Source organism: Vibrio sp. 1F169 (assembly GCF_041439605.1).
Classification (GTDB): domain Bacteria; phylum Pseudomonadota; class Gammaproteobacteria; order Enterobacterales; family Vibrionaceae; genus Vibrio; species Vibrio tasmaniensis_A.
Genome location: NZ_JBGOOI010000006.1, coordinates 109,474 through 122,367 on the forward strand (window position 1 = coordinate 109,474; position 12,894 = coordinate 122,367).

10 protein-coding genes and 1 pseudogene are annotated in these 12,894 nt (G+C 44.2%); 8 read left to right on the plus strand and 3 right to left on the minus strand.

Features of this window, described 5'->3' with window-relative positions:
• The first annotated feature begins 42 nt into the window (after positions 1-42).
• The gene (locus ACED53_RS04385) at positions 43-798 is read left to right on the plus strand and encodes a TRAP transporter small permease (protein ID WP_017101578.1); all 756 of its coding nucleotides are present in this window, start codon (positions 43-45) and stop codon (positions 796-798) included.
• 2 nt (positions 799-800) lie between these two features.
• A complete protein-coding gene (locus tag ACED53_RS04390; protein ID WP_004736074.1) occupies positions 801-2,162 on the plus strand; it encodes a TRAP transporter large permease in 1,362 nt (453 codons plus the stop codon).
• A gap of 32 nt (positions 2,163-2,194) precedes the next feature.
• On the opposite strand, the gene ACED53_RS04395 is transcribed toward ACED53_RS04390, so the two are convergent.
• From ACED53_RS04395 to ACED53_RS04405, 3 genes are all read right to left on the minus strand, one after another.
• Complete coding sequence (locus ACED53_RS04395; protein WP_017101579.1) at positions 2,195-2,368, minus strand: hypothetical protein; 174 nt, start codon at positions 2,366-2,368, stop codon at positions 2,195-2,197.
• Between the two features lie 77 nt (positions 2,369-2,445).
• Entirely contained in the window at positions 2,446-3,795 is a 1,350-nt protein-coding gene (locus ACED53_RS04400) for a sigma-54 dependent transcriptional regulator (RefSeq protein ID WP_017101580.1), read from the minus strand.
• A gap of 60 nt (positions 3,796-3,855) precedes the next feature.
• Positions 3,856-5,664 carry an ATP-binding protein gene (locus ACED53_RS04405; RefSeq protein ID WP_017101581.1) on the minus strand — a complete coding sequence of 603 codons (1,809 nt, stop codon included), beginning with the start codon at positions 5,662-5,664 and terminating at the stop codon, positions 3,856-3,858.
• Positions 5,665-5,827: 163 nt separating this feature from the next.
• On the opposite strand from ACED53_RS04405, the pseudogene ACED53_RS04410 reads away from it, so the two are divergent.
• The 6 genes and pseudogenes from ACED53_RS04410 to ACED53_RS04435 form a co-directional block, all read left to right on the plus strand.
• Positions 5,828-6,010, plus strand: a pseudogene (locus ACED53_RS04410) (hypothetical protein); the annotation flags it as partial.
• A gap of 335 nt (positions 6,011-6,345) precedes the next feature.
• Positions 6,346-7,644: a trigger factor gene (gene tig, locus ACED53_RS04415; RefSeq protein WP_004736079.1), complete on the plus strand. Its 1,299-nt coding sequence runs from the start codon at positions 6,346-6,348 to the stop codon at positions 7,642-7,644.
• 105 nt (positions 7,645-7,749) lie between these two features.
• Complete coding sequence (clpP, locus tag ACED53_RS04420) at positions 7,750-8,376, plus strand: ATP-dependent Clp endopeptidase proteolytic subunit ClpP (RefSeq protein ID WP_004736080.1); 627 nt, start codon at positions 7,750-7,752, stop codon at positions 8,374-8,376.
• Between the two features lie 81 nt (positions 8,377-8,457).
• Complete coding sequence (gene clpX / locus ACED53_RS04425; protein ID WP_017101582.1) at positions 8,458-9,738, plus strand: ATP-dependent protease ATP-binding subunit ClpX; 1,281 nt, start codon at positions 8,458-8,460, stop codon at positions 9,736-9,738.
• A gap of 132 nt (positions 9,739-9,870) precedes the next feature.
• Positions 9,871-12,222, plus strand: coding sequence for an endopeptidase La (gene lon, locus ACED53_RS04430; protein WP_012604505.1), 2,352 nt, complete (start codon positions 9,871-9,873; stop codon positions 12,220-12,222).
• 170 nt (positions 12,223-12,392) lie between these two features.
• Complete coding sequence (locus ACED53_RS04435) at positions 12,393-12,686, plus strand: HU family DNA-binding protein (RefSeq protein WP_012604504.1); 294 nt, start codon at positions 12,393-12,395, stop codon at positions 12,684-12,686.
• Positions 12,687-12,894 lie beyond the last annotated feature (208 nt).

Consider the following 12,894-nt stretch of genomic DNA (forward strand, 5'->3'; position numbering starts at 1 on the left):
TTTCGCCACTCCTTATTAAAATAACTATAAGCGGAGTCAATTATGGATAATCCTCAAATGGAACAACCAAATTCTAGCGAATCAGCACTGGAAACCTCTTTTTTTTCCAAAGTCGGAAGAGTTACAGATGTGATTGAAGAGTCATTAATCGCATTTTTCCTTGGCGCAATGACGCTACTTACTTTTGCCAATGTTGTATTCAGATACGCATTCAATGGCAATATCTTGTGGGCACTAGAGCTGACTGTGTTCATGTTCGCTTGGATGGTGTTAGTGGGCGCATCTTATGGCGTTAAAAAACACTTCCACATTGGCGTTGATGTGATCATCAACCTTGCCCCAGAAAAGCTACGTAAAGTGTATGCGTTAATCGCCGTCACAAGCTGCCTAGCATTCTCAATCTTACTTCTTATCGGTTCTTGGAATTACTGGTACCCGTTCGCGACTGAGCGCGCTTGGTATGAAACTGATGATATTCCAATGCCAGAGATGCTGCAGTTCCTTGCCGACTGGCTGAATGAAGGCGAGCGATACGAGAAACTGCCACGTTTTATTCCTTACATGGCACTGCCTATTGGTATGGCAATGCTGACGTTCCGTTTTGCCCAAGTTGCTTACCAAGTAGTCACAGGCAAGCTTGACCGTATGATTGCGGGGCATGAAGCCGAAGAAGAGCTGGATGCATTGAAAGCTGATGTGTTAGCGGGTTCTGATGAAGACGCGACAGCGGTATTGGATTCGACTAAGCAAAACAAGGCGAACGAGTCGGGTACAAAATCTAACGGTAAGGAAGATTAATCATGGCAATGTTATTTCTATTTTTAATGGTAATTGCTTTCATGTTGGTCGGTGTACCAATTGCGATTTCCCTCGGTTTATCAAGCGTCATATTCTTATTGATGCATTCAGATGCTTCTTTGGCATCCGTTGCACAAACGCTGTTTAATGCATTTGCAGGCCACTACACACTCTTAGCCATTCCTTTCTTTATCTTGGCCTCAAGTTTTATGTCTACCGGTGGTGTGGCGAAACGTATTATCCGTTTTGCTATCGCAATGGTAGGTTGGTTCCGCGGCGGTTTAGCAATGGCATCGGTTGTGGCGTGTATGATGTTCGCTGCACTGTCAGGTTCCTCACCGGCTACGGTAGTGGCAATCGGTAGTATTGTTATCGCAGGTATGATCAAAAACGGCTACACAAAAGAGTTCGCGGCAGGGGTTATCTGTAACGCGGGTACATTGGGTATCTTGATTCCACCATCTATCGTTATGGTGGTTTACGCTGCGGCGACGGATGTATCTGTCGGTCGTATGTTCTTAGGCGGCGTGATTCCTGGCCTGTTGGCGGGTGTGATGTTGATGATAGCTATCTACATTGCAGCACGTATTAAGAAAATTCCTGCACAGCCATTTGTGGGCTGGGGTGAGATGTTCGCGGCCGCGAAGGATGCGAGCTGGGGCTTGTTGCTGATTGTTATCATTTTAGGTGGTATCTACGGTGGTATCTTTACTCCGACAGAAGCGGCTGCTGTTGCAGCGGTTTATGCGTTCTTCATTGCCAACTTTATCTATAAAGATATGGGGCCGTTTGCGGACAAGAAAAATACAAAGCCTGCTTTGGTGAAAGTGTTCCAAACGTTTTTCCATAAAGACACCAAAGACACGCTCTATGATGCGGGTAAGCTGACCATCATGTTGTTGTTTATCATTGCCAATGCTCTGATTCTTAAGCATGTACTGACAGAAGAACGTATTCCTCAGATGATCACGGAATCTATGTTGTCTGCAGGTTTAGGTCCAATCACCTTCTTGATTGTGGTGAACGTTCTACTCTTGATTGGTGGGCAGTTCATGGAGCCATCAGGTTTGCTGATCATCGTTGCTCCGTTGGTATTCCCAATTGCAATTGCACTGGGCATCGACCCTATTCACCTAGGTATCATGATGGTTGTGAACATGGAGATAGGGATGATCACACCGCCTGTGGGGCTCAACTTGTTTGTGACCGCAGGGGTCGCGAAGATGTCGATGATGAACGTAGTAAAAGCCGCACTTCCATGGGTTGGCGTGATGTTCTTATTCCTGATTATCGTAACCTACGTACCTTGGGTATCAACATGGTTACCGACTACCTTGATGGGGCCGGAGATCATCACGAAATAGAGAGTGAAATCATAGCGAAGTGATGGGGAGGGCTAAACCTCCTCATCAATGATTTTTCCATATCGAGAGCCAGAATCAATCGGCTCATACAGCGCTCTTTTTGCCTCTAACTCTGGTGTGTCTAAGTTGACATGATTGTCAGTGTAAAAAATACCGTCAATTTCAAACGTATCGGTGATCGAGGGAACTTTTGTTTTCTCACCCATAATGACCTCCTTACCACCTTGGTTGCATAACATCCTGTTGTGAAATAAGTATAGGTGATCTTGCTCCCAAATTTAATTTAGTTTTCGCTCTGTCGGTATGACTCTTTAACTAGTTGGTGTTTTTGCATTTTATCGTAGAGGGTTTTTCGTGGAAGTTGCAGTCTATCCATAGTCTCTTTTATGCTACCATTACACTCAATAAGCGCTTGTTTTAACGTGTTTTTCTCAAAGTCAGACACCAGTTCTGCCAAAGACAGTTCTTGAGTGACTTGATTGGTGTTGTCTGATAAGTGAGAAAGCTTACCTAAAAGTACAAACCGCTCAGCTGTATTACGTAATTCTCGTACATTTCCCGGCCAATCATGGGCTAAAAGCGCGTGCAGCTCCTTTTGTGGAAGTGCTGGTGCTGTCTTGCCATAACGTGCAGCAGCGACCAGTAAGAAGTGATGGAAAAGTGCAGGGATATCTTCTTGACGGCTTCTTAACGGCGGTAAATCCAAGGTGACGACATTGAGTCGGTAGTAGAGGTCTTGGCGGAAAACGCCTTCTTCAGCCGCCTTTTTTAGGTCGACTTTGGTTGCGGCGATTACTCGAATATCGAGAGGCACTAAACCGTTTGAGCCAACCCTTTCAATAACGCGCTCTTGTAAGACGCGCAACAGGCGAATTTGTGCCTGCATCGGCATGGACTCAATTTCATCTAAGAATAGAGTTCCGCCTTGAGCAAATTCAAATTTACCCACTCGCTTGCTTTCTGCGCCAGTGAACGCACCTTTCTCATGACCATACAGTTCACTCTCTATCAGGTTTTCAGGTACCGCACCGCAATTGACGGCGACGAAGTTTTGTTCTCGCCGGCTGCTTTGTTCATGTAGAGAGCGTGCGACCAACTCTTTGCCTGTGCCAGTTTCACCAAAGAGTAAAATGTCAGCGTTAGTATCTGCCACATGAGTGATGATAGAACGCAGGTCGGTCATTGATTGCGTGTCACCAATGATTCTCGGCCCAAGCGCTTTACTGGCCTTTAAAGAGCGCTTCAATTCAAGGTTCTCGAGTGTGAGTTGACGTTTTTCTATTGCTCGTTTGGTGGTTTCGATTAAACGTTCATTGGCGAACGGCTTTTCGATGAAGTCATAGGCGCCATCTTGGATCGCTTGTACCGCCATCGAAATATCGCCGTGACCAGTAATCATAATCACGGGGATTTCTTTGTCTTTGTGCATCACGGTGTTGAGCAGATCATGCCCGGAAAGGCCCGGTAGACAGATATCAGTGATGATGACGTGAGGTAAGCCGTTTTCTTGAATCGCGAGCAGAGCAGACTCCGCATCGGGAAAGAATTCGGCATCAATATCGGCGAGCTCAAAGCTCTGTTCAATAGCCATTCTCAGATCGGATTCATCATCAATGAAATAGACGTGACACATAGTTATTCCTTTAATTTTTTATTTTTATTGTTGGTGAAGGTGTACTGGTTTGCTTAGCGACTAATCTGATTCTTTTGTTGGAACTATGGGTAACTCGATACTAAATCGAGCACCACCTTGTGGGCTGTGATCGGTAACTAGCTTGCCATTTATTCCGCTGATTATTTGTTGAGAAATCGATAGCCCAAGTCCAAGTCCATTTTTCTTGGTGGTATGGAAGGGTTCAAAAAAATTTCCGTTAGAAGGAGAGGTGAAGCCTGGGCCATTGTCATCGACATGAATCAGCAAGGTCTTGGCTTGTTGATGGTCGGGCTTCCTAATCTCTAACAGAATAGCTAATTGTTTGTCGTCTTGTTGTTCCATCGCCTGAATCGCGTTAGTCAGCAGGTTAATGATCACTTGCTCCAGTTGAATGGCGTTGGCGAGCACACAAGCATCAAAGGTTTCAGGGAGTTCGTTGACCTTAACTCGTTCACTCTTGAGTTGTGGTTTCATCAGTTCTTTTGACGAGTGCAATACTGGCAGTATCTGTAACGTGTGCAGCTCTTCCGCAGTGGATTTCTTTGCAAAGGAACGAAGCTGGTGGCTTATCTTAGCCATACGGTCAGTGAGCGCCGAGATTCGCGATAGGTTGTCATCGACACGATCGGTTTTTTCTTTGGCAAGAAACAGTCGGCCATTGTCGGCATAGCTGCGAATCGCAGCAAGCGGGTTATTAAGTTCATGGCTGATGCTTGCTGACATTTGCCCCAACACTGCCAGTTTGGCGGCTTGGATGAGTTCGTCTTGTGTCTGTCTCAGTACATGTTCGGTTTCGATACGATGTTTAATCTCGACATGCAGCTCTGATGTGCGCTCAAGCACTTGAAATTCTAGCTTTTGCTTGGCTTCAGATTGCAGCCTATCAATTTGGGCACGCCTTTGTTGTCGATGGTGATTGAGTTGCATCGTCAGATAAATAATCGCAAAAATAAGGTTCAAAACCACAAGGTAAGCAACCAAGTCCCACCAAACTAAGTGGGTCGGAGAAAATACTCGTATGGTGAGTTTTGGCTCGGCTAGGAAGCGTGAGGAGCTAAAGAACTGCTCTTGGACGAGCTTGTGGGGAGACTCAATATTGCTAGTAGCACTCTCTAAGTCACCGGAGAAGTGCAGGCTTTCTATTTTTGTATCGAGATACTGCCTGCTTTCTTGAATTCGAGAGTGTTGTTCTTCGCTTAGTGGTTGAAGGCTTTTGAACAGCCACTCAGGATTGCTCGACATAAATACGATCTGGTCTTTATCGTCAGCAACAAAAAAACTCTGTTTGCCTTTCCAACTTGCTTCAATCAGCGATAAATCCATCTTTACGACAATGACGCCAATAATCTCGGCGGCATAGGAGACGGGGTAAGAATAATAATAGCCTCGTTTCCCAGAGGTTGAACCTAGCGCAAAATATTGATTTTCATTGCCAAGAATCGCTTCTTGAAAGTAAGGACGGAAAGCGAAATTTCGCCGAATAAAAGAACGCGGTAGATTCCAGTTACTGGCTGCTATGGTGGTGCCAATGCTGTCTAACAGGTAGGTGTCGGATGCTTGAATCACCGAGTTTACGTGTTCTAGGTAGCGATTGGTGAGTTCGATTTGCGCAGAGTTACTTGGAGAGTGAAGAGCATCGACCAACTCTTTGTCTTTTGAAAGCAGCTCGGGAATGTGCGCGAACTTGTCGAGTTGGCTTGAAATATGAACCGAAAATCGGTCTAGCTTAGATTGATGATCATTTAACAAACTTTCATGGCTTGTGCTCCACACCCAATGACCGCCGAACACCATTAGTAAACTGTATGTGGCCATTAATAGTATTGGGATTCTCAAAGCTTGAAACATGAAGGCTCTCCGCTCATTTCTTTGGTAAATAATCAAGCCTGTCTTCTCTCGTTTATGGTAGCAAATAGCGGTAGTGTTTGCTGAAAGTAGACAGTCGCCAGATGGATGTAGGTTAAGGGTTTGTAACGGGGATTGTTGAAAAAGTTATCGACTCTGAGGGGTAAAACAAGAGCAAGATCTCTTTTTAAGGTTTTTAGCAAAAAAAGCCCTCGATTCCCTTGAAAAAGTCGCTATTGTCCCCATTTCTGTTGTGCTAAGTGATGATTTGATCGTTTTTGTATCATTTAGTTGGACGAATTTAGAGCATTCATCATCATGCAGAGGTGAACGGCTCGACAGAGATTAAACAGATCGCTAGAATGTCGCGTCTAAAATTTCTGTCCTGAGGCTAATCGGAGATACCTTTCTTGTTTTCGAAAACAAGTTTCACTGCTTTTTATAAGTGCGTGAAAACGTTTTATAACTGCGTGAGAACGTTCAATAAGCATGTGAAGAACGAAGATATCGCTGATTAGTCTGTTGTTTGGTTGAATAATCAATTCAGACATCAATGCTCGATTTTAAATTAGGTGTTCGGATAGAGCACTACACAAGAATGCAGCCAACAACGTCGGCTTTTGAATTAAAGCTAAGTTACGGCTCATATGCTCAGATTACTGAGCCAGTTTTGAGGTTTATATAATGCAAGTTACTGTTGAAACGCTAGAAGGCCTAGAGCGCCGTCTTAATATTACTGTTCCTGCTGCTAACATCGAAGATGCAGTTACAGCTGAACTACGCAACATCGCGAAAAACCGTCGTTTCGATGGCTTCCGTAAAGGCAAAGTGCCAATGAAGATGGTTGCTAAAATGTACGGCAAAGCAGTACGTCAAGACGTGATGGGCGAAGTAATGCAACGTCACTTCATCGAAGCGATCGTTAAAGAGAAAATCAACCCAGCTGGCGCACCTACTTTCGCACCAGTTGAAAACAACGAAGGCGCTGACCTAGTATTCAACGCAACTTTTGAAGTTTACCCAGAAGTTGAACTGAAAGGTCTAGAAAACATCACTGTTGAGAAACCAGCAGTAGAAGTTAAAGAAGCTGACGTTGAAGAGATGATCGAAACTCTACGTAAGCAACAAGCAACTTGGACTGAAGTTGAAGCTGCTGCTGACGCTGGTTCTCGTGCAACTATCGACTTCGTTGGTTCTATCGACGGTGAAGAGTTCGAAGGCGGTAAAGCTGAGAACTTCCCACTAGAGATGGGTGCTGGTCGCATGATCCCTGGTTTTGAAGACGGTATCGTTGGTAAAACAGCAGGTATGGAATTCGAAATCGAAGTAAACTTCCCAGAAGATTACCACGCTGAAAACCTAAAAGGTAAAGCTGCTAAGTTCTCTATCAAGCTGAACAAAGTTGAAGCTCGTGAGCTTCCAGAACTAAACGAAGAATTCGTTTCTAAGTTCGGCGCAGCTGAAGGCGTTGAAGGCCTTAAAGCTGAAGTTCGTAAGAACATGGAGCGTGAGCTTAAGCAAGCAGTTAAGAACCGCATCAAAGAGCAAGCAATCGACGGTCTAGTTAACGAAAACAACATCGACGTACCTTCTGCTCTAATCGATCAAGAGATCGGTGTTCTACGTCAACAAGCTGCTCAACGTTTCGGTGGTAACACTGAAGCTGCTGACCAACTTCCACGTGAGCTGTTCGAAGAGCAAGCTAAACGTCGCGTAGTTGTAGGTCTTCTTCTTGGTGAAGTAATCAAGACTGAAGAGCTAAAAGCTGATGACGAGAAAGTTAAAGCTATCATCGAAGAGATGGCTACAGCATACGAAGATCCAACAGAAGTTATTGCTTACTACGAGCAAAACGAGCAAATGATGAACAACATGCGCAATGTTGCTCTAGAAGAGCAAGCTATTGATGCAATCATCGCTAAAGCTCAAGTTTCTGATAAAGAAGTTAGCTTCAACGAGCTAATGAATCAGCAACCTGCTTAATATAGTAATATCTGACGTAGAAGGTTGACGTACGGTCAACAATTCTGCTAACAATGGTCCGTATGATTTAATCATTCGGGCCATTTATTTTAGGGACATAAGAATATGAGCTACCAAGAAAAAAATACAATGCCATCGATTATGGACGCACTAGTTCCTATGGTGGTTGAACAGACTTCCCGTGGTGAACGTTCTTACGATATTTATTCTCGTCTATTAAAAGAACGTATCATTTTCTTAACAGGTCAAGTGGAAGACCACATGGCAAATCTTGTCGTGGCTCAACTGCTTTTCTTGGAATCAGAAAACCCAGACAAAGATATCTATCTTTACATCAACTCACCTGGCGGTAGCGTAACAGCGGGCATGTCTATCTATGACACAATGCAGTTCATCAAGCCAAACGTGAGCACAGTATGTATGGGTCAAGCTTGCTCTATGGGTGCATTCTTACTAGCGGGTGGTACTCCGGGTAAGCGTCACGTGCTTCCAAACTCACGTGTAATGATTCACCAGCCACTTGGCGGCTTCCAAGGCCAAGCGTCTGATATTCAAATTCACGCGCAAGAGATCCTAACGATCAAGCAAAAGCTAAACAAACTATTGGCAGAGCACACAGGTCAGCCTCTAGAGGTTGTTGAGCGTGATACAGATCGTGACAATTTCATGTCTGCTGATCAGGCTGTAGAATACGGTTTGGTGGATTCAGTTCTTAATCACCGCGGTCAATAATTGCAGGGCAATTGTTTAACGCAAAGTGATTCAAATTGATATACACTCAAACATAGAGAGTAAAGGCTAAGAGGTTAGCGAATGACAGATAAAAGCAAAGAGGGTGGTAGCGGTAAATTGCTTTACTGCTCTTTCTGTGGCAAAAGCCAGCACGAAGTTCGCAAGTTAATCGCAGGTCCTTCTGTTTACATTTGTGATGAATGTGTCGATCTTTGTAACGACATTATTCGTGAAGAAATTAAAGATGTTCTTCCAAAGAAAGAATCGGAATCGCTGCCAACGCCGCGTGAGATTCGTGAGCATCTTGACGACTATGTAATCGGTCAAGAATACGCGAAAAAAGTGCTAGCAGTTGCAGTATATAACCACTACAAGCGTTTACGTAATGGTGATACGACGGCTGAAGGCGTAGAGCTAGGTAAGAGTAACATTCTTCTTATCGGTCCTACTGGTAGTGGTAAAACACTACTGGCTGAAACACTGGCTCGTTTCCTAGACGTTCCTTTCACAATGGCAGATGCAACAACACTAACCGAAGCGGGTTATGTGGGCGAAGATGTTGAAAACATCATCCAGAAGTTGCTTCAGAAATGTGATTACGACGTAGCGAAAGCGGAACGCGGCATTGTTTACATCGATGAAATCGATAAGATTTCTCGTAAAGCTGAAAACCCATCGATCACGCGTGACGTGTCTGGTGAAGGTGTACAGCAAGCTCTATTAAAACTTGTTGAAGGTACAGTGGCTTCAGTTCCACCTCAAGGTGGTCGTAAGCATCCACAGCAAGAGTTCTTGCAAGTGGACACGTCTAAGATCCTATTTATCTGTGGTGGTGCGTTTGCCGGCCTAGATAAAGTGATTGAGCAACGTGTAGAAACAGGTTCAGGTATCGGCTTTGGCGCAGAAGTGCGTTCAAAAGACGAAACCAAAACTATCGGTGAACTGTTCACTCAAGTAGAACCTGAAGATCTAGTGAAGTATGGTTTGATTCCAGAATTCATTGGTCGTCTACCTGTTACAACAACACTGACAGAGCTTGATGAAGAAGCGCTAATCCAAATTCTTTGTGAGCCAAAGAATGCACTGACAAAACAGTACGCTGCATTATTTGAGCTTGAGGATGCAGAGTTAGAATTCCGTGAAGACGCCCTACGCGCAATTGCGAAGAAAGCAATGAACCGTAAAACGGGTGCTCGTGGTCTACGCTCTATCTTGGAAGGTGTTCTACTAGAAACTATGTACGAACTGCCATCTTCAACTGATGTAAGCAAGGTTGTGATTGATGAGTCGGTAATTAATGGTGAGTCAGAACCACTATTGATTTACAGTAACTCAGATAACCAAGCAGCTGTTGCAGAGTAGGTCTTTTTAAGACTACACACTCAAATTGAAAAAGGAGGTAAGCAATTACCTCCTTTTTTTTATTCTTCCATTGAATCCAGTCGTTTAAGCCCCATATACTGCTTTATAAGTTAAAGCGGAAGAGAGAAATATATGAACTTGGAACGTTCCGAGCGTATCGAAATCCCCGTGCTACCTCTACGTGATGTAGTGGTTTACCCACACATGGTTATTCCATTGTTTGTTGGTCGTGAAAAATCGATTACTTGCCTTGAATCGGCAATGGAAGCTAACAAACAAGTACTACTTGTAGCGCAGAAAGAAGCGGACACTGATGAGCCTTCAATCGACGACCTATTTAACGTAGGTACAGTCGCTACTATTCTTCAGTTGCTAAAGCTGCCAGATGGTACCGTAAAAGTACTTGTCGAAGGTCAGCAGCGTGCAAAAATTCACCAGTTCAAAGAGAGTGAGTTTTTCTTAGCGGATGCCGAATACGTTGTAACCTCAGAACTTGACGAAAAAGAACAAGAAGTGGTTGTTCGCAGTGCGATCAATCAATTCGAAGGCTTTATTAAGCTGAACAAAAAGATTCCACCAGAGGTTCTAACCTCGCTGAACGGTATTGATGAGGCTGCTCGCCTTGCTGATACGATTGCTGCGCACATGCCACTTAAACTAGTAGATAAGCAGCACGTTCTAGAAATTTCAGATGTGACGGAACGCCTGGAATTCTTGATGGGCCAAATGGAGTCAGAAATTGATATCCTGCAAGTTGAAAAACGCATCCGTGGCCGCGTTAAGAAACAGATGGAAAAGTCTCAGCGTGAGTACTATCTGAATGAGCAAATGAAAGCGATTCAGAAAGAACTGGGCGAGATGGACGACGCGCCTGATGAATTCGAGACTCTGAAGAAGAAGATCGAAGACTCAAAAATGCCTCAAGAAGCTCGTGAAAAAACTGAGCAAGAACTGCAAAAACTGAAAATGATGTCGCCAATGTCTGCTGAAGCAACAGTAGTACGTAGTTACATTGATTGGATGGTAGGCGTTCCTTGGGCTAAGCGTTCAAAAGTTAAAAAGAATTTAGCGAAAGCGGAAGAGATCTTAAACGAAGATCACTATGGCTTAGAACGTGTTAAAGAACGTATTCTCGAATACTTGGCAGTACAAAACCGTATCAACAAACTAAAAGGTCCAATCCTTTGTCTTGTTGGTCCTCCTGGTGTTGGTAAAACTTCGCTAGGTCGTTCGATTGCCGCGGCAACGGGTCGTAAGTACACACGTATGGCGCTAGGCGGCGTTCGTGATGAAGCTGAGATTCGTGGTCACCGTCGTACGTACATCGGTTCACTTCCGGGTAAATTAATCCAGAAGATGTCTAAAGTTGGTGTTAAGAACCCACTGTTCCTATTAGATGAAATCGATAAGATGTCTTCTGATATGCGTGGCGACCCATCTTCTGCGCTTCTAGAAGTACTAGACCCTGAGCAAAACAACGCATTTAACGATCACTACCTAGAAGTCGATTACGATTTATCTGATGTGATGTTTGTTGCAACGTCTAACTCGATGGATATTCCGGGCCCACTATTGGACCGTATGGAAGTGATTCGCCTGTCGGGTTACACAGAAGATGAAAAGCTGAACATTGCTAAGAGCCACCTATTGGACAAGCAAGTTCAACGCAACGGTCTTAAGCCTCATGAGATTGAGATTGAAGACTCTGCAATCATTGGCATCATTCGTTACTACACGCGTGAAGCGGGTGTGCGTAGCCTAGAGCGTGAAATTTCTAAGATCTGTCGTAAAGCAGTGAAGAATATCTTGTTAGACAGCGACCTTAAATCTGTAACGGTTAACATTGATAACCTGAAAGAGTACTTAGGTGTGCAACGTCATGACTTCGGTAAAGCGGATGAAAGCAACCGTATCGGCCAAGTAACTGGCTTAGCATGGACGCAAGTAGGTGGCGATCTACTGACCATCGAAACTGAATCAATGCCAGGTAAAGGTAAGCTAACGCAAACCGGTTCTCTTGGCGATGTGATGAAAGAGTCGATTCAAGCAGCCATGACTGTGGTTCGTTCTCGTGCTGAAAATCTGGGTATTAACACCGATTTCTACGAGAAACGTGACATTCATGTTCACGTACCGGAAGGTGCAACGCCAAAAGATGGCCCGAGTGCGGGTATCGCAATGTGTACTGCATTGGTCTCTAGCTTAACGGGTAACCCTGTAAAAGCAGAGGTTGGTATGACCGGTGAAATTACCCTTCGTGGTGAAGTTTTACCTATCGGTGGCTTGAAAGAAAAGCTGCTTGCAGCGCACCGCGGTGGCATTAAAACGGTCTTGATTCCTAAAGACAATGAACGTGATTTGGAAGAGATTCCAGACAACGTAATCGCTGACTTGAAGGTGATTCCGGTTCAATGGATTGATGAAGTACTGAAAGTCGCACTAGAACGAGATCCGTCAGGGGTCGAGTTCGACGTGAAAAAATAGTGATGCATAGCAAAAATAAGTAAAGAATTACGCTGATAGACCCGAAAAGGCTTGTCAGCGTTTTTTTTGGACGCTAAGTTATTCGACTAAAGCGGCAGCCCTTTTGTAATAAGGCTTGCGGCTAAATTAAAACCAAAATGGAACGTACAGTCATCGAGAAGTAGTCACAGATGACACATAGGGGAAAAACAGTGAATAAAACACAACTAGTAGAATCAATCGCAGAAAACGCAGACATCTCTAAAGCTTCAGCTGGTCGCGCTCTAGACGCTTTCATCGAAGCAGTTGGCACAACGCTACAATCAGGCGACCAAGTTGCACTTGTTGGCTTTGGTACTTTCAGTGTTCGTACTCGTGCTGCTCGTACAGGTCGTAACCCAAAAACTGGTGAAGAGATCCAAATCGCAGAAGCTAAAGTACCTGGCTTCAAAGCGGGTAAAGCACTTAAAGACGCATGTAACTAATTTTTGTTGCTGAAACCTCGAGTTTTGTGAGGGGAAGGGAGTAATATGCGTTTACTGTTTGAACAATGATGTTTCATTTTTAAACAGTATATGTGCAAAGCACATTGAACTTATTTAAATTATGCGCATCCTACTGATGCGCATTTCTTTTTCTGATAATATCGCGTGACTAGATTTTTATTTTGAAGCCAATGCTTCATATCCGGAG

What these genes read in the sequence shown, in the direction of transcription:
- ACED53_RS04390 (WP_004736074.1), top strand. Translation starts at nt 801, where the DNA reads ATGGCAATGTTATTTCTATTTTTAATGGTAATTGCTTTCATGTTGGTC.
- tig (WP_004736079.1), top strand. Translation starts at nt 6,346, where the DNA reads ATGCAAGTTACTGTTGAAACGCTAGAAGGCCTAGAGCGCCGTCTTAAT.
- clpP (WP_004736080.1), top strand. Translation starts at nt 7,750, where the DNA reads ATGAGCTACCAAGAAAAAAATACAATGCCATCGATTATGGACGCACTA.
- ACED53_RS04400 (WP_017101580.1), bottom strand. Translation starts at nt 3,795, where the DNA reads ATGTGTCACGTCTATTTCATTGATGATGAATCCGATCTGAGAATGGCT.
- lon (WP_012604505.1), top strand. Translation starts at nt 9,871, where the DNA reads ATGAACTTGGAACGTTCCGAGCGTATCGAAATCCCCGTGCTACCTCTA.
- ACED53_RS04395 (WP_017101579.1), bottom strand. Translation starts at nt 2,368, where the DNA reads ATGGGTGAGAAAACAAAAGTTCCCTCGATCACCGATACGTTTGAAATT.
- ACED53_RS04385 (WP_017101578.1), top strand. Translation starts at nt 43, where the DNA reads ATGGATAATCCTCAAATGGAACAACCAAATTCTAGCGAATCAGCACTG.
- clpX (WP_017101582.1), top strand. Translation starts at nt 8,458, where the DNA reads ATGACAGATAAAAGCAAAGAGGGTGGTAGCGGTAAATTGCTTTACTGC.
- ACED53_RS04435 (WP_012604504.1), top strand. Translation starts at nt 12,393, where the DNA reads ATGACACATAGGGGAAAAACAGTGAATAAAACACAACTAGTAGAATCA.
- ACED53_RS04405 (WP_017101581.1), bottom strand. Translation starts at nt 5,664, where the DNA reads ATGTTTCAAGCTTTGAGAATCCCAATACTATTAATGGCCACATACAGT.